The organism is Arthrobacter sp. B0316-1-20 (assembly GCF_059091865.1).
In genome coordinates this window covers 82,440-108,384 of sequence record NZ_JBNHHC010000011.1, presented here as the reverse complement: position 1 = coordinate 108,384, position 25,945 = coordinate 82,440, and the positions used below count along the sequence as shown (strand labels likewise).

At 63.6% G+C, this 25,945-nt stretch carries 26 protein-coding genes and 2 tRNA genes; 14 read left to right on the top strand and 14 right to left on the bottom strand.

The features are described from left to right. Nucleotides 1-64: 64 nt before the first annotated feature. The 6 genes from gyrA to AC5RW2_RS19090 all read left to right on the top strand — a co-directional run bounded on the left by gyrA (nt 65) and on the right by AC5RW2_RS19090 (nt 4,512). Nucleotides 65-2,776 carry a DNA gyrase subunit A gene (gene gyrA, locus AC5RW2_RS19115; protein WP_493963617.1) on the top strand — a complete coding sequence of 904 codons (2,712 nt, stop codon included), beginning with the start codon at nt 65-67 and terminating at the stop codon, nt 2,774-2,776. Continuing rightward, on the top strand, nt 2,773-3,327 hold the full coding sequence (locus AC5RW2_RS19110) for a DUF3566 domain-containing protein (RefSeq protein WP_493940592.1): 555 nt from the start codon (nt 2,773-2,775) through the stop codon (nt 3,325-3,327). Before gyrA ends, AC5RW2_RS19110 begins: the two co-directional genes overlap by 4 nt. A gap of 60 nt (nt 3,328-3,387) precedes the next feature. After that, a tRNA-Ile gene (locus tag AC5RW2_RS19105) sits at nt 3,388-3,461 on the top strand. A gap of 36 nt (nt 3,462-3,497) precedes the next feature. Beyond that, nucleotides 3,498-3,614 (top strand): DLW-39 family protein, encoded by a 117-nt coding sequence (locus AC5RW2_RS19100; protein WP_240691783.1) that lies wholly within the window; start codon nt 3,498-3,500, stop codon nt 3,612-3,614. A 38-nt stretch (nt 3,615-3,652) separates the two neighbouring features. Further along, nucleotides 3,653-3,725 (top strand) — tRNA-Ala (locus tag AC5RW2_RS19095). A gap of 382 nt (nt 3,726-4,107) precedes the next feature. After that, nucleotides 4,108-4,512: a hypothetical protein gene (locus tag AC5RW2_RS19090; RefSeq protein ID WP_493963616.1), complete on the top strand. Its 405-nt coding sequence runs from the start codon at nt 4,108-4,110 to the stop codon at nt 4,510-4,512. A gap of 110 nt (nt 4,513-4,622) precedes the next feature. Here the strand turns inward: AC5RW2_RS19090 and AC5RW2_RS19085 are convergent, their stop codons facing one another. Beyond that, nucleotides 4,623-4,886: an ATP-dependent DNA ligase gene (locus AC5RW2_RS19085; protein ID WP_493963615.1), complete on the bottom strand. Its 264-nt coding sequence runs from the start codon at nt 4,884-4,886 to the stop codon at nt 4,623-4,625. On the opposite strand from AC5RW2_RS19085, the gene AC5RW2_RS19080 reads away from it, so the two are divergent. From AC5RW2_RS19080 to AC5RW2_RS19070, 3 genes are all read left to right on the top strand, one after another. After that, nucleotides 4,885-5,079 (top strand): hypothetical protein, encoded by a 195-nt coding sequence (locus AC5RW2_RS19080; protein ID WP_493963614.1) that lies wholly within the window; start codon nt 4,885-4,887, stop codon nt 5,077-5,079. The two genes, AC5RW2_RS19085 and AC5RW2_RS19080, sit on opposite strands and share 2 nt — an antisense overlap. 178 nt (nt 5,080-5,257) lie before the next feature. Continuing rightward, complete coding sequence (locus tag AC5RW2_RS19075) at nt 5,258-5,764, top strand: hypothetical protein (RefSeq protein WP_494074338.1); 507 nt, start codon at nt 5,258-5,260, stop codon at nt 5,762-5,764. Nucleotides 5,765-6,002: 238 nt separating this feature from the next. Then, nucleotides 6,003-6,395 carry a hypothetical protein gene (locus AC5RW2_RS19070; RefSeq protein ID WP_493963613.1) on the top strand — a complete coding sequence of 131 codons (393 nt, stop codon included), beginning with the start codon at nt 6,003-6,005 and terminating at the stop codon, nt 6,393-6,395. Between the two features lie 49 nt (nt 6,396-6,444). On the opposite strand, the gene AC5RW2_RS19065 is transcribed toward AC5RW2_RS19070, so the two are convergent. Next, complete coding sequence (locus AC5RW2_RS19065; RefSeq protein ID WP_493963612.1) at nt 6,445-6,672, bottom strand: hypothetical protein; 228 nt, start codon at nt 6,670-6,672, stop codon at nt 6,445-6,447. Between the two features lie 623 nt (nt 6,673-7,295). After that, nucleotides 7,296-7,514 (bottom strand): hypothetical protein, encoded by a 219-nt coding sequence (locus tag AC5RW2_RS19060; protein WP_493963611.1) that lies wholly within the window; start codon nt 7,512-7,514, stop codon nt 7,296-7,298. 226 nt (nt 7,515-7,740) lie between these two features. Between AC5RW2_RS19060 and AC5RW2_RS19055 the strand changes: the two genes are divergently transcribed. Next, on the top strand, nt 7,741-8,646 hold the full coding sequence (locus AC5RW2_RS19055; RefSeq protein WP_493963610.1) for a DMT family transporter: 906 nt from the start codon (nt 7,741-7,743) through the stop codon (nt 8,644-8,646). A gap of 4 nt (nt 8,647-8,650) precedes the next feature. Here AC5RW2_RS19055 and AC5RW2_RS19050 read toward each other — a convergent pair whose 3' ends face one another. Then, on the bottom strand, nt 8,651-9,499 hold the full coding sequence (locus AC5RW2_RS19050) for a glycosyltransferase family 2 protein (RefSeq protein ID WP_493951823.1): 849 nt from the start codon (nt 9,497-9,499) through the stop codon (nt 8,651-8,653). Nucleotides 9,500-9,617: 118 nt separating this feature from the next. Next, nucleotides 9,618-10,616, bottom strand: a complete 999-nt coding sequence (locus AC5RW2_RS19045; RefSeq protein ID WP_493963609.1) for a hypothetical protein — start codon at nt 10,614-10,616, stop codon at nt 9,618-9,620. 119 nt (nt 10,617-10,735) lie between these two features. On the opposite strand from AC5RW2_RS19045, the gene AC5RW2_RS19040 reads away from it, so the two are divergent. The 3 genes from AC5RW2_RS19040 (at nt 10,736) to AC5RW2_RS19030 (ending at nt 13,975) form a co-directional block, all read left to right on the top strand. Further along, nucleotides 10,736-11,278, top strand: a complete 543-nt coding sequence (locus AC5RW2_RS19040) for a peptidylprolyl isomerase (RefSeq protein ID WP_414959014.1) — start codon at nt 10,736-10,738, stop codon at nt 11,276-11,278. 61 nt (nt 11,279-11,339) lie between these two features. Beyond that, nucleotides 11,340-12,197 (top strand): rhomboid family intramembrane serine protease, encoded by an 858-nt coding sequence (locus AC5RW2_RS19035; RefSeq protein ID WP_493951739.1) that lies wholly within the window; start codon nt 11,340-11,342, stop codon nt 12,195-12,197. 602 nt (nt 12,198-12,799) lie between these two features. Continuing rightward, nucleotides 12,800-13,975, top strand: coding sequence for an NAD(P)-dependent malic enzyme (locus AC5RW2_RS19030; RefSeq protein WP_493963608.1), 1,176 nt, complete (start codon nt 12,800-12,802; stop codon nt 13,973-13,975). A 96-nt stretch (nt 13,976-14,071) separates the two neighbouring features. Here AC5RW2_RS19030 and corA read toward each other — a convergent pair whose 3' ends face one another. Continuing rightward, nucleotides 14,072-15,067 (bottom strand): magnesium/cobalt transporter CorA, encoded by a 996-nt coding sequence (gene corA, locus AC5RW2_RS19025; protein WP_493951741.1) that lies wholly within the window; start codon nt 15,065-15,067, stop codon nt 14,072-14,074. A 3-nt stretch (nt 15,068-15,070) separates the two neighbouring features. Further along, on the bottom strand, nt 15,071-15,322 hold the full coding sequence (locus tag AC5RW2_RS19020) for a cell division protein CrgA (RefSeq protein WP_493951742.1): 252 nt from the start codon (nt 15,320-15,322) through the stop codon (nt 15,071-15,073). Between the two features lie 262 nt (nt 15,323-15,584). Here AC5RW2_RS19020 and AC5RW2_RS19015 point away from each other — a divergent pair, with 262 nt between their 5' ends. Continuing rightward, nucleotides 15,585-16,229, top strand: a complete 645-nt coding sequence (locus AC5RW2_RS19015) for an aminodeoxychorismate/anthranilate synthase component II (RefSeq protein WP_493951743.1) — start codon at nt 15,585-15,587, stop codon at nt 16,227-16,229. 85 nt (nt 16,230-16,314) lie between these two features. Here AC5RW2_RS19015 and pknB read toward each other — a convergent pair whose 3' ends face one another. Genes pknB through AC5RW2_RS18980 form a run of 7 tightly spaced genes read right to left on the bottom strand, consistent with a single transcriptional unit; the run spans nt 16,315 to nt 25,689 of the window. After that, on the bottom strand, nt 16,315-18,231 hold the full coding sequence (gene pknB, locus AC5RW2_RS19010; RefSeq protein ID WP_493963607.1) for a Stk1 family PASTA domain-containing Ser/Thr kinase: 1,917 nt from the start codon (nt 18,229-18,231) through the stop codon (nt 16,315-16,317). Nucleotides 18,232-18,268: 37 nt separating this feature from the next. After that, entirely contained in the window at nt 18,269-20,062 is a 1,794-nt protein-coding gene (locus AC5RW2_RS19005; protein WP_493963606.1) for a protein kinase domain-containing protein, read from the bottom strand. Beyond that, entirely contained in the window at nt 20,059-21,507 is a 1,449-nt protein-coding gene (locus AC5RW2_RS19000; RefSeq protein WP_493963605.1) for a peptidoglycan D,D-transpeptidase FtsI family protein, read from the bottom strand. The genes AC5RW2_RS19005 and AC5RW2_RS19000 overlap by 4 nt, the downstream gene beginning before the upstream one ends. After that, complete coding sequence (locus tag AC5RW2_RS18995) at nt 21,504-22,922, bottom strand: FtsW/RodA/SpoVE family cell cycle protein (protein ID WP_493951747.1); 1,419 nt, start codon at nt 22,920-22,922, stop codon at nt 21,504-21,506. The genes AC5RW2_RS19000 and AC5RW2_RS18995 overlap by 4 nt, the downstream gene beginning before the upstream one ends. 3 nt (nt 22,923-22,925) lie before the next feature. Beyond that, complete coding sequence (locus AC5RW2_RS18990) at nt 22,926-24,428, bottom strand: PP2C family protein-serine/threonine phosphatase (protein WP_493963802.1); 1,503 nt, start codon at nt 24,426-24,428, stop codon at nt 22,926-22,928. A 44-nt stretch (nt 24,429-24,472) separates the two neighbouring features. Next, entirely contained in the window at nt 24,473-24,952 is a 480-nt protein-coding gene (locus tag AC5RW2_RS18985) for an FHA domain-containing protein FhaB/FipA (protein WP_353917064.1), read from the bottom strand. Next, nucleotides 24,952-25,689 carry an FHA domain-containing protein gene (locus tag AC5RW2_RS18980; protein WP_493951748.1) on the bottom strand — a complete coding sequence of 246 codons (738 nt, stop codon included), beginning with the start codon at nt 25,687-25,689 and terminating at the stop codon, nt 24,952-24,954. The genes AC5RW2_RS18985 and AC5RW2_RS18980 overlap by 1 nt, the downstream gene beginning before the upstream one ends. Nucleotides 25,690-25,945 lie beyond the last annotated feature (256 nt).

The following is a 25,945-nucleotide window of genomic DNA, read 5'->3' as shown; positions in this document are numbered from 1 at the left end:
GCCCGCCGCCGGCGGACCCAAGCAGCGGATCGCGACCAGGCTTTGACGTAAAGGAACTTAAACGATGAGCGACGAAGAGACGCCGGACCTGCCGGAAGGCATCGGCGAAGAGCCGATCGAGGGCGAAATCCTCACGGACCGGGTGGAGCAGGTTGACCTGCAGACCGAAATGCAGCGGTCCTACCTGGACTACGCCATGGCGGTTATCGTGGGCCGCGCACTGCCGGACGTCCGGGACGGACTCAAGCCGGTGCACCGGCGCGTGCTTTACGCGATGTTCGACGGCGGCTACCGGCCGGAGCGCTCCTTCAACAAGTGCGCCCGCGTGGTGGGCGAGGTCATGGGCCAGTACCACCCGCACGGCGACATGGCCATCTACGATGCACTGGTCCGCCTGATCCAAGACTGGACCATGCGGTACCCGCTGGCGCTGGGACAGGGCAACTTCGGCTCACCCGGCAACGACGGCGCTGCCGCCCCGCGGTACACCGAAACCAAGATGGCCCCGCTGGCGCTGGAAATGGTCCGCGACATCGACGAAGACACCGTTGATTTCCAGGACAACTATGACGGCAAGAACCAGGAACCCACCGTTCTGCCGGCCCGCTTCCCGAACCTGCTGGTCAATGGTTCCTCGGGCATCGCCGTCGGCATGGCCACCAACATCCCGCCCCACAACTTGCGGGAAGTGGCAGCCGGCGTCCAGTGGTATCTGGAAAATCCAACCGCCAGCCGCGAAGAGCTTCTCGAGGCCCTGATCCAGCGGATCAAGGGCCCGGACTTCCCCACCGGGGCGCAGATCCTGGGACACAAGGGCATAGAAGACGCCTACCGCACCGGCCGCGGTTCGATCACCATGCGGGCCGTGGTCAACGTCGAGGAGATCCAGGGCCGCACCTGCCTGGTGGTCACCGAACTTCCCTACCAGGCCAACCCGGATAACCTGGCGATGAAGATTGCCGAACTGGCCAAGGACGGCAAAGTCGCCGGCATCGCAGACCTGCGTGACGAGACGTCCGGCCGTACCGGCCAGCGCCTGGTCATCGTGCTCAAGCGCGACGCCGTGGCCAAGGTGGTCCTGAACAACCTCTACAAGCACACCTCGCTGCAGGAAAACTTCGCAGCCAACATGCTGGCGATCGTCGACGGCGTGCCGCGCACCCTGACCCTGGATGCCTTCATCCGGCATTGGGTCACGCACCAGTTGGAAGTCATTGTCCGCCGCACCCGCTTCCGGCTGAACAAGGCCGAGCAAGAAGCGCACATCCTGCGCGGCCTGCTCAAGGCTCTCGACGCCTTGGACGAAGTCATCGCGCTGATCCGTGCCTCCTCCACCTCCGAAGAGGCCCGCGACGGCCTGATGCAGTTGCTGGACATCGACGAGCAGCAGGCCCGGGCCATCCTGGACATGCAGCTGCGCCGCCTGGCCGCGCTGGAACGGCAAAAGATCCAGGACCGCCACGCGGAACTGGAACGCATGATCGAAGAGTTCAACCGCATCCTGGCCTCCGAAGAACTGCAGCGGAGCATTGTCAGCGAGGAACTGGCCGAGATTACTGAGAAGTTCGGCGACGACCGGCGGACTCAGATCATGATGGGCTACGGCGGGGACATGAGCGTGGAAGACCTCATTCCCGAAGAGGAAATGGTGGTCACCATTACCCGCGGCGGTTACGTCAAGCGCACCCGCAGCGACAACTACCGGTCGCAGCAGCGCGGCGGCAAGGGCGTGCGCGGCGCCCAACTGCGGGGGGACGACGTCGTCGAGCACTTCTTTGTCACGACGACGCACCACTGGCTGCTGTTCTTCACCAACCTGGGTCGGGTCTACCGGGCCAAAACCTACGAGCTGGCCGAAGCCGGACGCGACGCCAAGGGGCAGCACGTAGCGAACCTGCTGGCGTTCCAGCCGGATGAGCACATTGCCCAGGTGATGGACCTGAAGGATTACCAGCAGGCTCCCTACCTGGTGCTGGCCACCAAACGCGGGCTGATCAAGAAGACCCGGCTGGAAGACTACGACACCAACCGGTCCGCCGGTGTCATCGCGATCAACCTGCGCGAAGGCGACGAACTCGTGTCGGCGCGGCTGGTCTCTGAAACCGACGACATGATGCTGGTTTCCCGCCGGGGCCAGTCGCTGCGCTTCACCGCCACCGACGAAGCCCTGCGGCCGATGGGCCGGGCTACCTCGGGCGTGACAGGCATGAAGTTCCGCGAAGACGACGAGCTCCTGGTGGCCGGCGTGGTGCGCGACGACTCCTACGTCTTCATTGTCACCGAAGGCGGCTACGCCAAGCGGACCTTGGCCGACGAATACCGCGTTCAGGGCCGCGGGGGCCTGGGTATCAAGGTGGGCAAGTACCAAGAGGAACGCGGGCATTTGGTCGGCGCACTGATTGTCCAGGAAGAGGATGAAGTGCTGGTGGTGATGGAAAGCGGCAAGGTGGTCCGCTCGTCCGTCGCCGGCGTTCCCGCACGCGGCCGCGACACCATGGGCGTCATTTTCGCCAAGCCGGACAAGAAGGACCGCATCATCGCCGTGGCACGGAACTCCGAGCGGGGCCTGGGCGGCGACGAGGAAGATACCGAGAATCCGGACGCTCCGGAAGCTCCCGAAAACGGCACCGCAATCGACGCCGAGATCGACGCGGAAACCGATGCCGAAACCGACGCCGAAACTGCGCCGCAGGCCAACGATGAAGTACCGTTGGACGCAGACATGACGCAGTCCGCAGCCGAAACGCCGGCGCCGGAAAACGGAGGTAACGAGTGAGTACACCTAAAACGCCACGGCCGGGCACCCGCCCGCAGCCGGCCAACGCGCCTCGGGCTGGTACCACTCGCGGCGGCACGCCCGCCCGCCCCGCCCAGCGTCCGGCCAGCAGCGGGCAGCGTCCGGCCAACGGCGGGCAGCGCCCCGCCGGGCAGCCCGGACTGGTGCGGCCGGCGCCGAAAGCCAAGGTCCGCCGTGCCCGACTGCTGGTCAGCAAGGTGGACCCGTGGTCGGTGTTGAAGATGGCCTTCCTGCTCTCCGTTGCCTTGGGCATCGTCACCGTCGTGGCATCGATCGTGCTCTGGACAACGCTGGACATCACCGGCATTTTTGACCGCGTCAACGGGCTTCTGAGCGAAATTGCCGGTACTGAGGGCGGCGGCTTCGACCTGCGCTCCTATGCATCACTGGGACAGGTTGCATCCTTCGCCACCATCATCGCCGTCGTGAACGTGGTCTTGCTGACCGCGCTGGCCATGTTGTCCGCGGTGCTGTACAACATCTCGGCCACGCTGGTGGGCGGCATCGGGGTCACGCTGACGGACGACTGAGCGGATTTGAAGTTCCGGCCCGGCGTACTGTAAAGTCGTATCTCGGCCCGCAAGGGCAGGGGGCGTATAGCTCAGGCGGTTAGAGCGCTTCGCTGATAACGAAGAGGTCCCAGGTTCAAGTCCTGGTACGCCCACGGATTTACCCATTCCACCGATTTCGGGAGGACACCGTGAAGAAGTTGCTGCTGTTGGCAGCCGCGGCCGCGGGTGTGTTCGCTTATAAGAAGTGGCAGGAATCCGAAGCGGAGAGATCCGCATGGAGCAAGGCGACTGATAAAGTCGACTGACTCCGTCTCGGCCGGCCGGATACCGGCCGAAACCCTCCGGGGGCATGGCGCAATTGGTAGCGCACCTGCTTTGCAAGCAGGGGGTTAGGGGTTCGAGTCCCCTTGCCTCCACCGGATGAAAGGAAGGCCCGAACCGCAAGGTTCGGGTCTTCCTTTTTGTATAACCGCAGGTCGGCGCCGTTTTCGATAGCGAAGTGCCCAATGTTCTTACCAAGAGGCGACCCTCCGGACCGCTTCACTTGGTAGGTCTACGGTATAGAACTGGTAGTGCTTCGTGTTTGGTCTAGTGCGCCTAGGACTCCCGCGGAAACATGCGGGGAGCTGACAGTCGTCTCGACTAGGTGCGCCCGGTGCGCCTACCGAGGCCCGGCCGCGGCTGAAGGGCTGAGCCACCCGGTACACCCTTGGCGCTGGTGAATGGATTTTCAAATCCGCCTGTCAAAACAGACGCAAGTAGGTCCCAGTGCCACGCGACACAGTTAGACTCCGGAATATGAGCGATCAGCAGACTTCTCCCGAGGCCCGGTCGGGTTCCCGAGCGCAACCCGTTTCGACCAGTCGGCGGGCCGGCAAGATCGCATGGGCGGCATTTATCGCCGCAGCGATCGGTGTACTGCTCACCTGGTTCGCCACCTACGCCGGCCCCATCTCCGCACGGCAGGCAGCAGCCAGGGGGGACTACGACAACCTCTTCACTTTCGCCGCCATCGTCTGGGGTATCGTCATCGCTCTGAACATCACCGCCGTGATTCTCGGTGCAACGGGAATACGCCGTGGGGCTGGCAAGGCTCTGGCCGGCGCCGCAGTCGGCATCGGCGCTACCGGCATCGCAGGGTTCCTGGTAAACCTTCTGGTGACCTTCCAACTCTTGCCACTGCTGCACATAGCGCCGGCGTAGGGCGGCAGACCCTCACCCAACAACCAGAACGGCCGATTCGTGAATAATTCATTCACGAATCGGCCGTTCTGGTTAACGCTCATCGACTTGCGTCTGATTGAACAATACCGTCAGCGAACCACTTGGTGACGTTCGATGCGCATTGCCGACGATCGTCTGCCATAGCCCGGCGGCAGCTGCTCTGACGCTGCTTTGATCAGAATCAGATCCGGAAAGTACCGAGACAGATTCTTGCCCTGCCGCGACCAGATGGAAGTCTCATCCCCGTCGCGGGCAATCACCGCACGGTAGCCGTCCCACTTGGGCTCGTACCAGGCTCCGCCGGGTAGAGCCCGATACGGTCTCCCCAGCTGGCGGTGCAACGATGGGGCCATGCAGCAGCAGGCAATGATGCTCCTCGCCGTCGGTCTGATCCTGAATATGGGATCGGCCATCTACAACATCGCGCGGCCGCGGCGGAAAGGGGAACCGCTAGGGCCGCAGCGGACAGCGCTGCTTTCCCTGAGTTTGGTCGGTGCGCTCTGCATCGTCTGTGCGGCTGGTCTTTTCGTTGCTGGGGATCGTTGATCAATTCCCGATCTTGCTGAGCCGCATCAGGTAGGTTCAGTCCATATAAGGGTTATTCACGCCGGGGCCTTCCGAGCCACTCCCTTCCGGTGCATGGCGAAGACAAAGCGAGAAAAAGGAGCATGACATCACGAAGGTAATCTGGTTCGCGGGTGGAGTGCTCCTCAGCTTTTCCACCGTGTGCCTCATCGGCATCCTGACCATACAGATTGTGGGAGTCCGTGGCGGCGCGGTATTCGGCATCGACAATCAGTTGGTCGCTGTCACCGAGCCAAACCCTGGCTTTCCCCAACTGCTGGCAATAGCGGCAGTAGGTGCTGTGTCTATCGCCGTGCTGGCATTGGCTGTACGCAATCAATCCAAGGGCACTCGCTTCGCTTTTCGTTCAGGGTTCGTGGCAGCAACCCTCATTCAAGTCGCCGTGAGCGCTGTCTTGGCGACACACGGATCGACGTTCCCCAATCCCAACTATCCCAAACCACGCTGGGGCGAGGGATGGGTCATAGAAGGCGGAATGAACTCGGCGGTCCATCTGATCTTGATCATTGCCGGCTATCTCCTCTGTCGAACCTCTCCGTTTCGGAGAAGGCATGGGCACCAAGAAGCGACGCCGTTCTCGACACGGAATAACTGCGGCTTCGCACTTCCGAGCGTGGTCACTCGCCGGTGCCTGCCACGGCAATAGCGCGAAGTCTCTGGAGAAGGGGTAGTCCCGAGTGCAGTCAAACGTAGCCGACATTTCGAGGAATAGTACGTCTTGGTGGTCGTCCATCTGGGCGAGAACGCTGATCGGGTTGGCCCTCCTTCCCGCGTAAGTGCTCCTGCTGCACCACTTCGTCTACCTGTCCACAGACGCTGTCCAGACCCATTCCCAAGAAATCGGGGCAGCGGTGGGCGACGCTGTTTTATGGGGTGGAGTTGCCATGGCGGGCTTCGGATTGCTCGGGATCCTGGTCACGGTCTACTTGCCTAACAGGCGTCCCGTCGTCCCGGCCTGGTCACTTGCCATCTTGATGCTGCTTGCCTTGGTCGGCATCTGGGTCGTGACGCTGCTGAGCATTAGTGCTGCGAGCCTCCCTGATTCGCTGACACCACCGGTGGATCCTACGCTTGCACAGCGCCTCCACATCAGGAGGTGGGTGATCGACCTGTACCTGCCGGTGACATTCCTCGTCACCTGCATGGCCCTTATCCAACGCGTCACAGCCCGGCCCGAACACAGGCGATGGCCTTGGATTGGGTTCTCACTCGGCGCGGCCCCCTTCTTTGTGACCACCGTGCTGTTGGTGGTCGCCATCAGTTCAGAACTCGGCTAAGGAAACAAACAGGCGCCCGTCACCCTGAAGAAGGTTGGGCGTTGAAGGACTAACTCCGGTTTCTTTCGGCGCGGCTCTTGGCTATGCGCCACGCCACGAACATGAGTCCGGCGGCGACGAAAAATCCTGAGGAGATCAGCAGGCTGACGAGAAGGGACTCACCGTTCGCCAGGCGGAGCACAGCAGTGGCAATACCTCCGACCATCCAAACAACAGTCAAGAGCAGCGCTTCTTTTTGCGTCAATGCGCCGAACCTACCGACCGGCTCTTTCCCCATGCGGGTAGCCTAGCGCCAAGCAGTCCATGTCTGATGAACGCAGGAGGAACGATGAGCACATTCCGTTGGAGTCTCGCCACATGCGCCGGAGTCGGCCTTGTGTGGTCTCTGATCCTCGTAGCCCAGGGAAACGTCGGATTTTGGGGAACCGCGGTAGGCATGGTCTTTCTGCTGATCTCTGTAGCTGCTTTGGCTCAGGCAGATCGCAAGAGGAAGAAGTAAACGAGGAGTGACAGTGGCGCCCGCCCACCTTGCTGGTAGCTGTCCTCGGCGTTGCCTTCCCGAGATGGGATGAGGTTATTGAACAGATGATCCATTTTCGTAGACGGCCTTCACCGTGTAGCTGACATCCGGAGCGCCCGTCACCTCGAAAGAGGATTGGTCCGGTGACAGTGGAGATGACGAGAATGCGCGGGTTGTACCCTCATTCGGATCCGCGCAGGCTACTTCGTCACTGTCATGCAAAAGGAGAGTCCCGGCGCTGAGGCAAGTCAGCTCCACATAAATGTGGACGACTGTAGCGGGTCCGCCTACATGTTCTGCAGCCTGGACGACCGCCTGATCGTGCGCCCGATCCGTGATGGGCTTCAACGCCCACAACATAACCGACATTATCGTGTGTGCTACTCGTGCGGGGGTGGACTTTTCACAGCTAGTCGATAACACCACACGCTCACGGCCACGAGCGTTAGACCCAGGGCAAAGGAAATCCAGTAGAAGACCGTTGCAGGGCGGCCCTCCACCACGACGGCAACCACCGTGTTGGTCACCAGCAACAACGCAATAAAGCCCATGAACAAGGCTTGGCCTTTGGTCGGCTGTTTCTTGTCCTTGGCGCCCATGCCCTGAGCCTAACGGAGCAGTCAACAGACCGCCGCGCGGGCAGTACGACTGACATTATGTTGTGGCAACCCGGCCCACAAAGAGCGTTGGCTGACCCACGGCGACAGGGGCCTGATCGAGTCCCCTTGCCTCCACCCGATGAGAGAGGCCCAGATCTGCGGATCGGGGCCTCTCTGCATGTGTACCGGATGCGTGATTGCCCCGTGTCGCCCCTACGCTGATGGGGTGATCATTTTCCTGGCCACGCTGGCCGTGCTCGGCATTTCCGCCTCTGGTCCCATCATGGCGGCCACTGCAGCGCCGGCCCTCGCCATCGCGTTCTGGCGAAACATGCTCGGTGCAGTGGTGATGGGAGTTCCGTCAGCCATCGGCCACCGCCGGGAGTTCCGGCAACTCACGACGTCGGACCTTGGCTACAGCGCGCTGGCGGCGGCCGCGCTGGCACTTCACTTCGCCTGCTTCATCACGGCGCTGCAGTTGACCTCCGTGGCGGCGGCGACCGCTCTGGTCTGCCTGCAGTCGGCATGGATAGTCCTGTTTAATCGGCTTCGAGGAGTCAAGGCGTCGCGGCTGATCTTGTCCGGCGTCGGTCTCGCCTTCGTCGGGGTGTTGGTGATTTCCGGGTTCGACCTGCGGGTCTCCAGCGAAGCGCTCCTGGGCGACCTGCTTGGCCTGATCGGCGGAGCTATGGCAGGAATCTACACGATGGCCGGAGGGCGGGTTCGTCGCCGCCTCTCGACCGGACCGTACACCACCATCTGTTACGGTCTGTGCGCAGTGATCCTGCTGGTGATGGCGCTGGCATTCGGCCAACCGCTGGTCGGGTTCCCAGTTGATGCCTGGGTCGGGATCATCGGCGTGACCGGCGTCGCCCAGTTGCTGGGCCACTCGGTCTTCAACCACCTGCTGGCCGTCCTGAGTCCGCTGGTGGTTTCCATGTTCATCCTGCTGGAAATTCCAGGAGCAGCGCTGCTGGCGGCCATTTTCCTCAATCAGAGCCTGCCGTGGGGCACCTACCTCGGGCTGGGCCTGATCCTGGCCGGGCTGGCCGCCGTTGTGCTTGCCCAGAACCGGCCAAAACTGGTTGCCCCGGCGCCGGCCCCGGAAGCCAGGGGCCCGGCCCCGGAATAGCCGGCTACAGCCCGCCGCGGGGAACGCGCAGCTGGGTGCGGGCTTGGTGGACCCGGCGCAGCAGTTTTGCCGGATAGTACACGGTCATGAAGATCAGCATCGGCACCTGAAGCACGCGGCGGTGGATCTTGTGCGCTTTGTACGTCCGCTCGAAGCGAGTGACGTAGTACCGGTAGTCCTTGGGCGAATCTTCCAACCGGCGGGCGGACATGCCGCTGATCATTTCCGGCACGTATTGGATCCTGAGAGCGTGGTCGGCCAGATGAACCGAAATATCGATGTCCTCGTGCAACTGGTCCTCTTCATCACGGCAAACCTCTTGGCTGATGATGTCCCAGGCTCCGCGCCGGATGGCCATATTGGATCCGAAGAGGAAGTGGTACTGCTTCTTGGCCAGCTTTAACACAAAGCGGCGCATGCGGTCGTCGGCCTGCAACCCGAAGCGGCGCATCGGCATGTCGTAGTACAGCACCGGGCCGGTGCACGCCATCACTTCCGGGTCGGCGAAGGCCCGCTGCACCTGCTCGACCCAGTCTGGTTCCAGCACCGAATCCGCGTCGATCCTGCCCAGGATTTCCCCGGTGGCGTGGGCAAAACCGAAATTGCGGGTGGGAATCAGGCCCTGTTCGGCATCCTGATGAAGCAGGATCAGCGGCACGTCCGGGTACTCGTCCTGCATTTGGCGGACCAAGTCAGCTGTTGCATCGGTGGATTTGTTGTCCACCACGATGATTTCCGCTGGAGCCACGGACTGGCACAGGGCAGCATAGATGCACTGGCGGATGACGGACTCTTCATTGAAGGCCGGAATGATGATCGATACCCCGGGCGCGGCGTTCTTCACGGCATGAATCTATCAGCCGTGTTCTCTGTGGGCGGGGAGGCGCGGGCCGTGCTTCGCTGCGTCCTGAAACGGCGAATGGGAGCCCCCATCCGGGAGCTCCCATTCGCAGGTCGGGTTCGCTAGGGACTTACTCCTTGGCGTCCTTCTCCTCCGCCTTGTCGGCAACTTCAGCTGCCTTCTGCCCGGCCGAACGCGCCGAACGGGAGGCGCCGTTGCTGGCGGCGCCGGTTGCTGCAGCAGCTTGGCCCGGGGCAGTGCCCGCTGCAGCATCTGCACCCACGTTTTCCACGGCATGCTTGGCCGAGCCGGTAGCAGAAGTGGTTCCAGCACTAGTCTCAGCGGTTGCTGCAGTCGGTGTCGCATTGGTGGTGTTGGTTACCTGTGCGGCAGGCGGGGTGGTGGGCTGGACCGGTGTCTTCCACGGATCTTCGACGGGCCGTGCTGCGCGCCAGGCGGCCACGGCGGCCACGGCTGCTGCGGCGAGAATGCCAATGATCAGCCAAACCTTGCCGCCGCCGGACTTTTGCTGCTCCTTCAGCTCCTTGGCGGCGGACAGCTTGGCGCTTCTGGCACCTGCCTTGTGGGCTTTCTGCAGCTCCATGGCGGTCAGCTTTGCTCTCTCAGCAGCCGCCTTCTGGATCTTCTTGATGGCTCGTTTGGATCCGCCGGCCTTGATGAGTGCAGCTTGAACCGAGGGAGGCACGGCGTCCTTGTCCAAGGTCCTGGCGACCTGGTCGGCGGTTGCGCCGATCCGGGCTGAGACGGTCGGAATGTACTCGCTGACCACCTTGTCGCGGGCATGCGTGATGGCCGGGGTTGCACGGTCGAGGGTGACCTGGATCCGCGGTGCCGCTTCATCCACGGCGTGGGAAATCATTGGGGCCAAGCTGTCCAGCTTCTCCTGGAGTCGCGGCGTGACAGTGGCAACGCCGTGCGAGAGATCCTTCGCTGCGGCTCCAATACCTTTTTCAATCCGCGGGACGGCCCAGTTCCTAGCGGCTTCCACTTTGGGAGAGGCCCAGTCCTTTGCCGTTCCTACGGCGACAAAAATGTTGCCTTCTGCATCGCGGGCTACTCGATCGGTTTTCTTCACTACTACCTCCCGGAGATGGTGACGGTCGCTCATCAGCCTACTTCCTGTGCTTGGGCACGGCTATGCCGTTGAAGGAATGCGGAGGATTTTCACTCACCGCGGAACCGGCCATTGGCGGGCTCCGGCCGAAATCGGCGTGGAAGAATGGTGCCATGACTGCCATTGCTACAGCTAAAGCCACTATCCACACCAACCACGGCGACATCGTGGTGAACCTGTTCGGCAACCACGCCCCGAAGACCGTGAAGAACTTCGTGGGACTGGCCACCGGTGAAATCACCTGGAAGCACCCGCAAACCGGTGAAGAGACCAACGCTCCCCTCTACGACGGCGTGATCTTCCACCGCATCATCAAGGACTTCATGCTCCAGGGAGGCGACCCGCTGGGCCAGGGAATCGGCGGCCCGGGTTACCAATTTGACGACGAAATCAACCCGGACCTGGACTTCAACGAACCGTACAAGCTGGCCATGGCCAATGCAGGTATCCAGGGTGGCCGCGGCACCAACGGGTCGCAGTTCTTCATCACCACCGTCCCCACCACCTGGCTCCAGGGCAAGCACACGATCTTTGGCGACGTCACCGACGAAGCCTCTCGCGCCGTCGTCGATTCCCTTAATGCTGTGGCCACGGACATGCGTGACAAGCCGCTGGAAGATGTGGTCATCAACAACATCACCGTAGAGCAGCTCTAAGTTGCCTACCGTCCCCGCCCGGAACGCCGGGCGGGGACCATGTCCCAGCAGGAGCGCCTCCATGTCCTACGGAATGCCGGCCGAACCGCCGCAGACCGATGTCCCTGTCTGCCCGCGGCATCCAGACCGCGTCTCCTATGTGCGCTGCCAGCGCTGCGGCCGCCCGGCCTGCCCCGAATGCCAGCGCACGGCCTCGGTAGGCATCCAGTGCGTCGATTGCGTCAGGGAAACCTCCCGAAGCACGCCCGCGGTGCGTACGGTCTACGGCGGAGCCGCGGTGATGGGCCGGCCGGTGGTGACCTTGACCTTAATCGGCATCTGCGCCGTTGCGTACCTGCTGCAGTGGGTGATCCCGGGCTTCACCGAACAGTTCTTGTACGCTCCGCTGTACACCCTGCCGAATCCATACCTCCCGGCGGAACCATGGCGGATGATCACTTCGGCCTTCCTGCATTCGCCGAACTTTCTGCTGCACATCGCCTTCAACCTCTACGCCTTGTGGATCCTGGGCCGGCACCTGGAGCCATTACTGGGCCGCCTGCGGTTCCTGGCGCTGTACCTGTTGTCCGGCTTCGGCGGATCGGTAGGCGTGCTCCTGCTTTCGGCGCCCAATGTTCCGGTGGTCGGCGCCTCGGGGGCGATCTTTGGACTCTTTGGGGCCTTGTTCATTGTGCAGCGGCAGCGGGGCGGCGACGTGCGGTCGCTGTTGGTGCTGATTGGTATCAATGCCGTGCTGGGGTTTGTGGTGGCCGGGATAGCCTGGCAGGCCCATCTGGGCGGTCTGCTGGTCGGCGCCCTGTCCGCAGTGGTGCTGGCCTACGCACCCAAGGGTAAAAACCGCAGCATCGTGCAGTTCGCGGGTCTCACAGCCATTTTCCTGCTCCTGGTGGCAGTGACGGCGCTCAAGGCCTTCGGCTAGGCACGCCAGGTTCGCCCCAGGCGGGCAGGTTCCGCGTCCTTTTCGGATGCGGTTACCTGCCCGCCTTTGTTATTTCCCCAGCCTGTGGGTGGGACTGTGGAGAGACTCCGGTCGCTTTCCATGGATAAACGGTTTTATCCACAGGGGTTGTCCACAGTGAGGATAAGTTACACACATGTAGTTCCACAGGTGTGGATAACGTGGTTCCGGCGATGGAGGGGCAGAGGCGGGAATAATCCCCAAAGTTATGCACGCCTGTGGATAACTTCGGTCTACAAGTGTGAAAACGTGGACAACTAAGACTGCAACCCCTGCAGCGTGGCGTGCATTACCGTGGAGGCGCGACACAATCGAACGGCGGGAGACACAAGCGGGCCCGGCAACCCGGCCGTCGGGTAATCTTGAAAATCCGGTCCCTGGCTCGACCAGCCATGGACTGCGCGGCCGTCCCGAACCCAGTTGACAGTCGAATCGAATGCCGCGCCCTCGCGTTTTGCACGGCCTGCCGGGTCTGATCGAGGACCTGCTCCTGCCAGCCTGTGCCAGGCCGGGCCACCCATGCGCCCTTCCGTGATGGGAAGGATCAACAGAAGGAAACATACGTGACTACCGAAACCGGCAACTCCGCACGAATCGACCTCACCAGCGAGGAAATCTTCAGCGCCCACGAGGGTGGCAAGCTGCAGATCGGCCTCACTGCGCCGCTGGAGAGCAAGCGCGACCTTTCCATCGCCTACACCCCCGGAGTAGCCCAGGTCAGCCGCGCGATCAACACGGATCCTGAACTGGCGCAGAAGTACACGTGGGCCTCACGTTTAGTGGCCGTGGTCTCCGACGGGACCGCGGTCCTGGGCCTGGGCAACATCGGTGCGGCCGCATCGCTTCCGGTGATGGAGGGCAAGGCGGCCCTCTTCAAGCAATTTGCCGGCCTGGATTCGATTCCTTTGGTCCTGGAGACCACCGACGTCGACGAGATCATTGAGACATTGGTGAGGCTGCGTTCGAGCTTCGGCGCCGTGAACCTTGAGGACATTTCCGCGCCGCGCTGCTTCGAACTGGAAGCACGGCTGATCGAAGCCTTGGACATGCCGGTCATGCATGACGACCAGCACGGCACCGCCGTCGTTGCTCTCGCCGCACTGACCAACGCCGCCAAGGTGGTCAACCGCGAACTGTCCTCGCTCAAAGTGGTCATCTCCGGAGCTGGCGCTGCCGGCATCGCCGTTGCCGAGATCCTCTTGGCTGCCGGCATTGCTGACGTGACCCTGCTGGATTCACGCGGCATTATCCACAGGGACCGCGGCGACCTGACCGACATCAAGGCTGCCTACGCGGCCCGCACGAATCCGCGAGGCACCACCGGCGGCAGCGCGCAGGCGCTCGACGGCGCGGATGTGTTCATCGGCGTTTCCAGCGGCACGATCCCGGAAGAGACGCTGGAGAAGATGTCCGACGACGCCATTATCTTCGCGCTGTCCAACCCGGACCCTGAAGTACACCCGGAAACGGCGGCCAAGTTCGCCAAGGTCGTGGCCACCGGCCGCAGCGACTTCCCCAACCAGATCAACAATGTGCTGGCCTTCCCGGGTATCTTCCGCGGTGCCTTGGATGCCGGTGCCCGCCGGATTACATCCGCGATGAAGGTAGCAGCTGCCACCGCAATCGCGGACATCGTCGGGGACGATCTTGCCGCCGACTACATCATTCCCAGCCCGCTGGATTCGCGGGTCGCTCCGGCGGTTACTGCTGCCGTGATCGCCGCCGCCGACGAAGGCTGAGCGTTCCGCGCCGTAGCTAGGCGCAGCCCGTTAGCAAGACAGGCGCCCGTTCCCGGATTGGGAGCGGGCGCCTGGCGTTCCACCCGAGCGTGCGGGTTAGAGCCACTTATTGCGTCTGAAGAACCAATAGAGCCCGAAGGCGGTCAGGACCATGAGGACCAGAGCAAAGGGGTAGCCCAAGGGCCAGTGAAGCTCGGGCATCGCCTTGAAGTTCATTCCATAGATTGCCGCTACGAGAGTCGGAGCGAAGAGAATGGCTGCCCATGACGAGATCCGCTTGACCTGCTCGTTTTGCGCGACGCTGGTTTCTGTGAGTTTCTGCGCCTGCAGCGTCGAACTGAGGCTTAGGGCATTCTGCAGCAGGGCCCGGAAAGCATTGACTCGCTCGGTCAGCCGGATCACGTGATCCTGGACGTCGCGCAGGCCTCGGGCCACCTCAAGGTCCAGGGCATGGTCCTCCGGGCCGCGGTGCAGGATGGAAATGATGCTCTCCAGCGGCTGGATGGCACGCTGGAACTCGATGACTTCGCGCAGCAACTCGTAGATCCGTCGTGAAACGTTGGGGTCCCCGCCGAAGAGCTGGTCTTCGATTTCGTCAATGTCGTTCTCCAGGCCGAACGCCACCGGTTCGTACTCATCCACGACCTGGTCCAGGACCGCGTAGAGCGCCGCCTGCGGGCCCGCAGCCAGCAGATCAGGTACAGCTTCCATCCGATGCCGTACGCGCGACAGGTCCGGTGACTCGGCATGCCTGACGGTAATCAGGAAATTCTGCCCCATGAAGACGTGCAGTTCGCCGAACTCCACCTTCTCCGTCTCATCGATGTAGCGGGCGGGCCGGAGCACGGTGAACAGCGTGCTGCCGTACCTTTCGAGCTTGGCGCGCTGGTGGCCGCGCAGGGCGTCCTCCACGGCCAGATAGTGCAGATCGAACTCAGCTGCCACGGTGGCCAGTTCTGGCTCGCTCGGCCGGTAGAGGCCGATCCACGCCATTCCACCGTACCGGTGCAGTTCGGTGAACGTCTGCTCCAGGTTTTTCGGGGTGGAGGCACGTACGCCGTTGACGTAGATGCCGTTATCGACCAGCACCACTGCCTACGAACGCCACCTGGTCGTCATCAGGAATCCGGCGATGGCGATGCCGAAACCAATCATGATGTTCCAGGACCCTGCGGCCGGCAGCGGCCACGCTCCCTGCGTGATGTAGAAAACGATGATCCACAGCAGGCCCACGATCATGAGGCCGAACATGACCGGCTTGAACCAGACGGCATTGGGCTGGTTGCCCTTGGCAGTCAATTCCTCGGGACGCCGTTCGGTCCTCTTGCGGCGCTTCGACTCGGGCACAGATCCTCCGGGGCAACAGGGGCGGTTGGCATGCTTGGACCGGGCTGCAGTCTCCACGCGAGTCCACCGCCGTCGGGCCGTCTAATTGTTCAGTCTAGCCAATGTATGTGACGTTCGCCGCCGCGCATTTGCCGGGACCGCTGCCGCGGGCAGATCATAGTGAAGTGCTGCTGGTTGACGCAGGGCTCCCGTTTATCCGGATCGGGGCTTGCCACCGGCTCCACCAGTCTCCCATCCGCAACACGATTGGCCCGATCGTCACATGAGCAAATTTCCGCGCATCCTCGTCATCGACAACTATGACAGCTTTGTCTATACCCTGGTCGCCTACCTGCAGCAGTTGGGTGCGGAAACAACCGTGGTGCGGAACGACGACGTCACGCTGGATGAGGCGGTGGAACTGGCCGGAGCCCGCGACGGCGTCCTGGTCTCCCCCGGCCCCGGAACGCCCGCGGAAGCCGGCATCTGCATCGAGCTGATCCGCTGGTGCGGCCGGGAGGCAAAGCCGATGTTCGGTGTGTGCTTGGGGCACCAGGCGCTGGCCGAGGCCTACGGAGCCACCGTGACCCATGCCCCCGAACTAATGCACGGCAAGACGTCCGACGTCACCCACCGCAACCAGAACGCCTTCGAAGGCGTGCCGAACCCGTTCACCGCCACCCGCTACCATTCGCTGGCCGCAGTGCGCAGTACTATTCCCGCCGAACTCGAGATCACCGCGGAGACCGAGAGCGGAGTGGTGATGGGCCTGGCCCACCGGAGCGCACCCCTGTGGGGCGTGCAGTTCCATCCCGAATCGGTGTTGACCGAAGGCGGCTACTTGATGCTGGGCAACTGGCTGGAATCGCTGGGCGCAGCGGGCACGGCTGAACGTGCTGCCACGCTCAGCCCGCTGATTTCCCACTGACTAGCCTGGCGCTGATAAGCCCAGCGCAGACAAGCACCTGCGTTGGTCGCGGAGCGCGGCGTTGGGCTACCTCGGCACTGTGTGATTAGTCGTTGCCGCGGCCGTTTCCGTTGCCTGAGTTGTTCCCTTCGCCGCTGTTGCCGTCCCCGTTATTGCCACGGTCGTTGCCTTGATCCGATCCCCGGTCGGTTTCCGGTTCGGGAGGCGGAGGCTCAACGGCGACGGTCAGGATGATTTCGGTGCCTTGCTCGACGTTGGTTCCCGCTTTAACGCTTTGTCCGACGACGGTGCCTGCCTTGACTACTTCATTCTCGACTTCTTCCACCCGGTAAGGCAGGCCGACCGCGGCATCGTCGAGCATGGCGCCGGCGTCCTCGATGGTTTCGTTTACCATGTTGGGAACGCTGACCAATCCGTTCGACACGATCAGGTCCACGGTGGCCCCGGTCTTCACCTTCTTGCCGGGAGCGGGCTTCGTGGTCACCACGTTGCCCCGTGGCAGGGTGGCACTGTTCGCCGGTTCGCTGTCCCCTGGCTCCAGGCCCAGTTGCCGGAGCTTGTCCCGGACTTCGGCCTCCGTGCGGCCGGCCAGATTGTCCGGGATGGTCGCGAATTCATGGCCCTGGGAGATGTAGACCACCACCTGCCCGCCCGGTTCCACCTGTTCGCCGACCTCAGGATCGGTGCGGGTCACCGTGTCCTTCTCGACGTCGTCGCTGAACTCCTGTTCCACTCGGGGCTTGAGACCGGCTTCCCAGATGGCATTGGTGGCATCATTCTGGTCCAGCCCTGCCACGGCAGGCACGGCAACGGTATCCGGGACAGCATTCTGCACCAGCACGTTGTACAGGTAGTAGCCGCCGCCCACCAGCACCAGCAGGAGAGCGATCACCAGCGTCACCGTCCAGGCCCGGCGCCTTGCGCGGCGTTCGGGTTCAATATCGTGTTCGGTGCCCACTGCCAGGGCGGTGGGCATCTGCTCACGGTCGTAGGCGGCGGTGTGCGGACCGGCGTCGTCCTCGGGTGCGTAATCCGTGGGGGTCAGTGCTGAGGTCTGCCCAGACACCGGCTGAACCTGCTGAGTGATCAGTTCCGTGGCCGAGGCCTGGGCGGGAAACGCTTCCGTTGCCGGACCGGACGGCTGGTGCAGTTCACCGTGCAAGGCCGCGCGCAGCGCTTCAGCAAATGCTGCGGCCGTCTGGAACCGGTCGGCTTTGTCCTTCTGGAGCGCATGCTCCAGCACGGAATCAAGCGCCGGGGTCACCGCCGGATTGAAACGGCTGGCAGGTTCGGGAAGTTCGCGGACATGTTGGTAGGCCACCGAGACCGGGCTGTCGCCGATGAACGGCGGCCGGCCGGCAAGCATTTCGTAGAGCAGGCAGCCCGCCGAATACAGGTCGCTGCGGGCGTCGACGGTTTCGCCGCGGGCCTGCTCCGGGGACAAGTACTGGGCGGTTCCCAGAACCGCCTGCGTCTGCGTCATTGTTGCGGCCGAATCGGCCAGCGCCCGGGCGATGCCGAAGTCCATGACCTTGACGCTTCCGTCCGGCGTGACCATCACGTTGGCCGGTTTGATGTCCCGGTGCACAATGCCCGAGCGGTGGCTGTATTCGAGCGCCGCCAGAATGCCGAGCGTGTAGGCGATCGAGTCGTCGATGCCGAGCTCGTGGCCCTTGATGAACTCGCGCAGCGTCCTGCCTTGGACGCACTCCATCACGATGAAGGGAACCTTGACGTCGTGCGCCGCTGCGCCGGGCAGATCCATGTCGCCGGTGTCGTAGACGGCAACAATCGCTGGGTGGTTCAGCCCGGCCACCGCTTGGGCTTCCCGCCGGAAGCGGGACTGCAACATCGGGTCGCGGGCAAGATCGGCGCGCAGTTGCTTGATCGCCACGGAGCGGCCCAAGCGGATGTCGCGGCCCAACAGGACGTCGGCCATACCGCCGCGTCCAATGAGTTCACCAACCTCGTAGCGGCCAGCCAGTATGCGCGGCGAGTCCACTGGTTGTCTTCCTTCCATCAAACCGACCGGGATCCGGTCATGGCTTGCCTGCCTTATCCGGGCCCGTCGTCGGCTGATTCTTTGCCGCTGGTGACTCGGTCTGGGTCGGTGCGGGAGTTTCCTCTTGCTGGGGTCCGCTGGAGACCACGTAGCTGACGGTGGAGCCGGCAGGGACTTCGCCGCCGGCCGGGGACACGCTGAGGACGGTTCCAGCTGGCTGATCGCTCGGTTGTTCGCCAGACTTCTGCGGAACTAGGCCCGCATTCTCCAAGGCGCTCTGAACCTGGCTCTCAGACTGGCCGACCAGCCCGCCGGGGATGGAGACCGTACCAGGGCCGGTGGAGTAAGTGACCGTGATCGGCGTGCCTACCTCGACAGTGCCGGTTGGCGCGATGTCGATGACTGTGTTCTTGGATTCGCCGCTCTCCACCGGGTTCGGGACCACTTGGTAGCCCATGTTTTCGAGCTCCGAGCGGACGTCATTGAACGGCCGGCCCAAGAACGCATTAGCCGACAGCCGATTTGCTTCCACCGTCGGCGTTTGGCTTGGTGTTTCGCTTGGTGTTTCGTTCTGCGTTTCCACCGGCGTGGCGGAGGTTGCCTTCGGCGAAGACGACCGGGTTGCTGAGCTGCTGGCGGAGGAGGACGACTCGGTTCCACCAGTGGGCGTCAGCATGGGCAGCAGGATCGCCCCGGCGACGGCGAAGAGCACAAGCAGGATCAAACCAATCAGCGGCCAGGTCCACGGGCTGCGCTTCTTCTGCTGGCGGCGCGGCGCCTCCTCCGGAGCGTCGCTGTCCAGGTCCTCGTCGGTCCAGTTACGTTCGGCGCCAAGGCCGGCGGCTCCGGCTGCGGCTCCGGCGCCGGCCACGGCCGGCAGCTGGGAGGTCCCGGGGCTGACGGCGCGGGTGGGAGCGGTCCCGGTGGTGGGCACCGGGGCAGTCATCACTCCCGTGTTGCCCTCGCCCTCGAACAGCAGCATGCCGGGCACTGCGGCTTCGGCGGTACGGATGTCGCCGGCGCGGATGGCGTCGGCCGCCTCCGCCAGTTTTTCGGCGGTGGCGGGACGGTCGGCCGGGTCCTTGGCCAGCATTGACATCAGCAGTGCCCGGATCGGCCGCGGGAGCGACTCAGGCAGTGGCGGCGGCGTGTCGTTGACCTGGGCCAACGCGATGGCGATCTGCGACTCACCGGAGAACGGCCGGGAACCGGAGAGGCACTCGTAGCCGATCACACCCAGAGAGTAGATATCGCTCTGCCCGGTGGCGGTCTGACCGGTGGCCTGTTCAGGGGCGAGATACTGGGCGGTGCCCATGACCTGTCCGGTTGCCGTCAGCGGCACCTGGTCTGCCAGCCGGGCGATGCCGAAATCGGTGATCTTCACCCGTCCTTCGGGCGTGATCAGCAGGTTGCCGGGCTTGACGTCGCGGTGCACCAGTCCCTGTGCATGCGCAACGGCAAGCGCCTTGGCGGTCTGGGTGATGATCGACAGCGTCCGGTCCGGGGAGAGCACCCGCTCGCGCTCGATGATGGCCGAGAGCGGATGGCCGGGCACGAGTTCCATCACCAGATACGCGGATCCGGCCTCTTCGCCGTAATCGAAGACGTTGGCGATGCCGATGTGGTTCAGCAACGCGGTGTGCCGGGCCTCGGCGCGGAAGCGGTTGAGGAAGCCCGGGTCGCCGGTGTACTCCTCCTTGAGGATCTTGATGGCGACGATGCGGCCCAGGACCTGGTCTTGCGCCTTCCAGACCTCACCCATGCCGCCGATGGCGATACGTTCAGTGAGCTGGTACCTGCCGCCTAATGTGATACCCGAGGTAGGTCTCACTTATTTAACACCGCCTCTAGGAGTTGCTTAGCACTTGTACTTGCGAGTGAAGAACCGGTAGCCACATCGACATCTTCGAAGACCACTGATACTGCAGCTTGGGGATCGTCCGCGGGCGCGAACCCGGTGAACCAGGAGTTGTTGCCTTCTTTGCCGGCCACCAGTTCGGCCGTGCCGGTTTTGCCCGCGACTTTTACGCCGGGAATCGCCGCGCGGCCGCCGATGCCGCGGTCCACCACATTGACCATCCAGTCTTGGATCAGCTTGGCATTGTCGGCGGAAAGGGAACGCTGAAGCTCTTCGGGCTTCGGGCTGTCCATGACCCGCAGGTCCGGCGCACGGACGGTGCGGACCAGGTTCGGCTTCATCAGCACGCCGTCGTTGGCAATGGCACTGGACGTCATGGCGACCTGCAGCGGTGTCACGCGCACGTCGTACTGGCCGATGGCCGACTGGGCGAGCAAGTCGTCGCTCATGCCGGTGGGGAACCGGCTGGCGGTGACGTGGGTAGGGATCTGGTAGGACTCGCCGTAGCCGAACTTGGCAGTCTGTTCGGCGATCGCGTCTTCACCCAGGTCCATGGCGATCTGGGCGAACGGAGTGTTGCAGGACTGCTCCAGGGCAAAGGAGAAGTCGACGGTGGTCTGGGCGGCACAGCCGCCGTTGACGTAGTTCGGCAGCTCAACGTTGGTGCCCGGAAGCTTCAGCGCCGGCGGGTTGTCCAGCTTGCTGTCGGCGTCGTACTTGCCGGACTCCAGGGCGGCAGACGCTACCACCAGCTTGAACACGGATCCGGGGGCCAGCAGGCTCTCGTTGGCCGCGTTGGTGAACGGCGACAGGCCTGGCACGTCCTCCAGTGCCGCCATGTTCTGGGTGACCTTTTCGGTGTTGTGGCCGGCAAGCTTGTTCGGGTCGTAGCTGGGCTTGGATACCATCGCCAGGATGTTGCCGGTGTCCGGCTCCATCACCACGATTGAGCCTTTCACACCGTCGGGCATCAAGTCCCAGGCCAGCTGCTGCAGTTCGGCGTCCAAGGTCAGCTCCACAGAGGCGCCTTCAACCTGGCCGCCGGAAAACATCTGCACGATCTGTTCGTAGAAGAACTCGTCGCCGGAACCGGAGAGCTGGGCGTTCATTGCCGATTCCATCTGCGTGGAGCCGTAAACCAGTGAGTAGAAGCCGGTGATCGGCGCGTAGAGCTCCGGTTCGTTGTAGACCCGTTGGTAGGCAAACTCGTCATCGGAAGGAACGGACTCGGCGATGGGATCCCCGTCCACCAAAATGGCGCCGCGGTTCTTGTCGAAGTCCTTGTAGATGGTCCGGCTGTTCCAGGGGTTCGCGTTGAGGTTCTCGGCCTCGAAAAACTGCACCACGGTGAGCGATCCGAAGAGCAGCGCGAACATCGCGAGGGCGACAATCCAAGTGTTGCGGATGGCCTGGTTCATGGCTGGATCACCTCCGTGGATCCGGTGTTCCGTTCATTGGTCTTGCTGCGGCCCCACGGCCGGTCACCCGGGGGACGGCTGTCGGTTGCCGGGCCGGTCACGGTGGGGCGGCGAGCTGCGTCGGAAATGAGCAGCAGCAGGGCAACGATCAGCCAGTTGGCCAACAGCGAGGAGCCGCCGGCGGCCAGGAAAGGCGTGGTCAGGCCGGTCAGCGGAATGAGCCGGGTGACACCGCCTATCACCACAAAGCACTGCAGCGCCAGGGTGAAGGAGAGCCCCGTGGCCAGCAGCTTGCCGAAGGCGTCCCGGCTGCCCAGAGCGGCGCGGATGCCGCGGCTGATCAAGAGGACGTAGAGCATGACAATGGCGGAGAGGCCGATCAGTCCAAGTTCCTCGCCGAGGGCGGCAATGATCATGTCGCTGTTGGCGAAGGTCACCAGGTCCGGGCGGCCCTGGCCCAGGCCCGTGCCGGTGAGCGCCCCGCTGGCCAAGCCGAACAGGCCTTGGACAATCTGGTGACTGCCGCCGACGGCGTTGTAGACCTCGGGATCAAAGGCCTTGATCCAACTGTTGATGCGGGCGGTGACATGCGGAAAGAGCTGGAATGCCACAAAGCCGCCCACGGCGATCATGAGCAGGCCGATAATGACCCAGCTGACTCGGCTGGTGGCCACGTAAATCATCGCCATGAACAGGCCGAAGAACAGGATGGAGGAACCGAGATCGCGCTGGAAGACGAGCACGCCGATGCTCACCAGCCATGCTGCCAGCATGGGCCCCATATCCTGCCAGCGCGGAAGCTGCAGCGGACCGATTTTCCTGCCGGCAAGCAGGATGAGGTCCCGGTTGGTCGATAGATACCCGGCGAAGAATATGGCGAGGGTGATCTTGGCGATTTCACCAGGCTGGAAGGTGGCGAAGCCTAGGTTGACCCAGATTCTGGCGCCGTTGACCTCCATGCCAACGAAGGGCAACAGCGGGAAAATGAGCAGGGCGGCGCTGGCTATCAGCGACAGATAGGTAAAGCGGCGCAGCACGCGGTGGTCGCGCAACAGCCAGATGACGGCGACGACGACCGCGATGGCGATGCCGGTCCAGAACAGCTGCCGGGTTGCCGCAGAGTCGCCGGTGGCGATGTCCAGCCGGTGGATCATCGCCAGCCCGATGCCATTCAGCGCGGTGACGATGGGAAGTATTACCGGGTCGGCATATTTGGCGCGGAGGCGCAAAACTACGTGCACCACTAGGACGAGCACCACGAGGGTGACGCCTTGGGTGAAGAAGTCGCTGTCGAACGCGCGGTCCTGGTCCAGCCCAACCAGCATGTTGGCGCCGATGCCGACCACCAGCGCCAGTATAAGCAGAAGCAGTTCGGTGTTGCGCCGCGAACGGGGCGCTGTCTGGATGTTACTCATGGCTTATCCACCTACACATTCCGGCGGCAGGGCGGCTTCCGGACTGGCAGCCGGACTCGGGGTGGCGCGCGGTGAGGCGTTGGGCCGTTCCGTCGGTACAGCGCTGGGGCTGGGCCCTGGTTCGGGGCAGTTCCGTTGGCTACTGATCCTGAGCTGCTCCACGATTTGTTCGGCATGCACCAGATCCCGGGCGGAGATGCTCGAATTCAGCCGCTGCTGTTGATATACGGGCAGGCTGTCCAGCGGGATGTTGTAAACGGTGTCCACATGTGAAAGGTCAAGCGGGCCGAAGTTCTGCGAGACGCCATTGAAGATGGCCACCCGTCCATCCGACGCGCCGACAAAATACTGTGTCTGGGTCCAGAGGTAGCCGAACCACAGCACAGCCACCAGCAGAAGCGACATGACGGTCAGGAACGCCGGGATCAGCCACGGCTTGCGGAGCGGAGCAGCCGCTTCAACTTCGGATGCCTCCGGTGCCTCCGGGGCCTTGTGGGTTAGCAGCGCCGCGGCGCGCCGCTTGTTGGAGTGGGCCGTGACGATCGGGATCTGTCCGGTTTCCGTGGCCAGCGCCGCGGCACCCACGAGCACATGCGGGCGGTTTCCCAGCTCACGGCGGATGGCGTCGGCGCGGATCGCCTCGTGGGATTCAGTCGGTTCGCCGGGTGCCTCGGAGTCCGCCAGGACTCCGGAGGCTCCGTCCGGAGAGGCGCCCGTAGCGACCGCCGGCGCAGCGGCGGCAGGGGAGGCACCGCCGTCGTCGGTCGCCGCCGGCTCGAGCGGTTCCGCGCTGAGGTTCAGGGATGCGGTGTCAGCGGCTTCCGACGGTGCCTCGACGACTTCGATCATCACAATGGTCACGTTGTCGGGCGAGCCGCCGTCGAGCGTAAGGTCCACCAGTTGATCCACGGCGTCCTGCAGCGTGGGCGCGTTGCGCACCACCGACTCCACCACTCGGTCCGGCACGACGGCATTGAGCCCATCGGAGCAGAGCAGCCACTTCTCCCCCGGCTCGGCATTATGGCTGGCCAGGTCGAGTTCGGGGCTGGCGTCCACGTCGCCCAGCACGCGCATGAGCACGTTGCGGTGCGGATGGATTTCGGCTTCCTCGGGGCGGAGCCGGCCTTCGTCGATGAGCCGCTGGACGAAGGTGTGGTCAATGCTGACCTGCTCGAAGATTCCGTTCTTCAGCCGGTAGGCGCGGGAATCGCCGATGTGCGCGAATTCGAGCTTGTCGTCGTGAAGCAGCAGGGCGGTCACTGTGGTGCCCATGCCGGCTAGCTTGGGATCGGTCTGCACCAGCTCCGAAAGGATGGAGTTGGCGGTCTGGATCTCGTCGGCCAGGACCGTGGCCGGCTCCTGATGGCCCGCGCGGTCCAGATGGACCAGGTCCAGCACGGTGGAGGCGGACGCGACGTCGCCGCCGGCATGGCCGCCCATGCCGTCGGCAACTACGGCAAGAAAGCGGCCGGCATAGGCGGAATCGTCGTTTTTGGACCGCGTCATGCCCACGTCCGACCGCGCTGCATAGCGCAGAACCAGAGCCACGGTCAGGGCCTCAATTCAATGACCGTCTTGCCGATCCGGATGGGAACTCCCGGGTCAACGGGCAGGGCTCGGGTCAATTGGTTCTCGGCCAGATAGGTGCCGTTGGTGGAACCCAGGTCCTCAATGAACCAGCGGCTGCCCTGCGGAAAGAGGCGGGCGTGCCGGCCGGAGGCGTAATCGTCCTCCAGTACCAGCGTGGCTTCCTGCGCGCGGCCCAGCAGGATGGGACTGGCGGCCAGCTCCAGCGAATGTCCGGCCAGCGGGCCTTCGGTGACAACCAGTCGGCGCGGAGCGGCCCGGGGTGCCGGGGCGGCTTCGGCCAGATCGGGATTCTTGCGCACTTCCCGCGCGGTGGGGCTGCCGGTGCGGTTGCGTTTGCCGATCTGCAGGTCGCGCCGCAGGGCCGAGACGATGCTGATGATCATGATCCAGAGCAGGATCAGGAAACCGAACCGCAGTGCGGTGACAACAAGCTCCCCCATTAGGCCCCGCCGCCCCGTGTTGGCAGCAGGCGGAAGGTAATGCGGGTGCGGCCCATGGTGATGATGGAGCCGTCGGTGAGATCGGTCTGGCCGATGATCTTTTGGCCGTTGACGTAGCTGCCGTTGGTGGAGCCCAGGTCAACGGCCAGTGCGGAGCCGCCCGCGGTGCGGATCTCCAGATGGCGCCGAGAGACGCCTGTGTCGTCGACCATGATGTCGGCTTCGGAGGAACGTCCCAGCACAATTGAGGGTGCGTTGAGCGAGTAGCGCTGCCCGTTGATTTCGAGCACGGCCTGCAGTTGGGTGGGCTGCCGGGACGGTGCGGCGGGTGCGCTGCGTTGTGCCGGGCGCTGCTGTTGGCCGTCGGACTTCACCACGGTGGCCTGGACCTCGAAGTCGCCGCCCTTGAGGCCGCTGTCCTTGGCGAAGGAAACGCGGACCGGACCTTGCAGCGTGTATTTCTGGCTATTGACATGGCGGATCACCACGTCGCACAGTTCTTCGGCCAGGGTTGCCCCCCATTGTTCAGCCATGGCGTAGTCGGAGTCGCCCAACCGGACCTCGAAGACGTTGGGCGCCAAGGTGCGGCCCTGCGCAAGCGTGATGGAACCATTGTCCAGCTCGCGGCGCAGGCGGCTGGCAATCTCCACCGGCTGCACCTGGCCTTTGCCGCCCACGGAGAAGGCGCCACGGACCATCTTCTCGATGCCGCGTTCCATACTGTCCAGAATTCCCATCGGGCCGCCTCCTCCCTGTTGTCGTCCGGCATGCTTTGCCTGCGAGAAGCGGACAGAGCACACCGGTCTGGCGATTCTCCCATTCGATACTACTTGTGCGTGTCCCAAAAGGCCCTATTCAATAACGATTGCCAAAGCCGCGGCGGTGCCGCAACGTGGTGAAGTTCACTTGGGCAAACTGCGACGGCGGCGGGTGTCGCCGGCCGTTGAGGCCCTATCGATCCCCGTGCCCGTGCGGATCAAGGGGGCTGGATCC

Excerpts from the sequence above, each read along its gene's own strand:
- AC5RW2_RS19060 (WP_493963611.1), bottom strand. The coding sequence starts at position 7,514 with ATGGGCGCCAAGGACAAGAAACAGCCGACCAAAGGCCAAGCCTTGTTC.
- AC5RW2_RS19065 (WP_493963612.1), bottom strand. The coding sequence starts at position 6,672 with ATGGGGAAAGAGCCGGTCGGTAGGTTCGGCGCATTGACGCAAAAAGAA.
- AC5RW2_RS18985 (WP_353917064.1), bottom strand. The coding sequence starts at position 24,952 with ATGGGGGAGCTTGTTGTCACCGCACTGCGGTTCGGTTTCCTGATCCTG.
- AC5RW2_RS19015 (WP_493951743.1), top strand. The coding sequence starts at position 15,585 with ATGAGCAAATTTCCGCGCATCCTCGTCATCGACAACTATGACAGCTTT.
- AC5RW2_RS18990 (WP_493963802.1), bottom strand. The coding sequence starts at position 24,428 with ATGACGCGGTCCAAAAACGACGATTCCGCCTATGCCGGCCGCTTTCTT.
- AC5RW2_RS18995 (WP_493951747.1), bottom strand. The coding sequence starts at position 22,922 with ATGAGTAACATCCAGACAGCGCCCCGTTCGCGGCGCAACACCGAACTG.
- AC5RW2_RS19090 (WP_493963616.1), top strand. The coding sequence starts at position 4,108 with ATGAGCGATCAGCAGACTTCTCCCGAGGCCCGGTCGGGTTCCCGAGCG.
- AC5RW2_RS19045 (WP_493963609.1), bottom strand. The coding sequence starts at position 10,616 with ATGAGCGACCGTCACCATCTCCGGGAGGTAGTAGTGAAGAAAACCGAT.
- AC5RW2_RS19000 (WP_493963605.1), bottom strand. The coding sequence starts at position 21,507 with ATGAACCAGGCCATCCGCAACACTTGGATTGTCGCCCTCGCGATGTTC.
- gyrA (WP_493963617.1), top strand. The coding sequence starts at position 65 with ATGAGCGACGAAGAGACGCCGGACCTGCCGGAAGGCATCGGCGAAGAG.
- AC5RW2_RS18980 (WP_493951748.1), bottom strand. The coding sequence starts at position 25,689 with ATGGGAATTCTGGACAGTATGGAACGCGGCATCGAGAAGATGGTCCGT.
- AC5RW2_RS19040 (WP_414959014.1), top strand. The coding sequence starts at position 10,736 with ATGACTGCCATTGCTACAGCTAAAGCCACTATCCACACCAACCACGGC.
- AC5RW2_RS19080 (WP_493963614.1), top strand. The coding sequence starts at position 4,885 with ATGCAGCAGCAGGCAATGATGCTCCTCGCCGTCGGTCTGATCCTGAAT.
- AC5RW2_RS19070 (WP_493963613.1), top strand. The coding sequence starts at position 6,003 with ATGGCGGGCTTCGGATTGCTCGGGATCCTGGTCACGGTCTACTTGCCT.
- AC5RW2_RS19035 (WP_493951739.1), top strand. The coding sequence starts at position 11,340 with ATGTCCTACGGAATGCCGGCCGAACCGCCGCAGACCGATGTCCCTGTC.
- AC5RW2_RS19085 (WP_493963615.1), bottom strand. The coding sequence starts at position 4,886 with ATGGCCCCATCGTTGCACCGCCAGCTGGGGAGACCGTATCGGGCTCTA.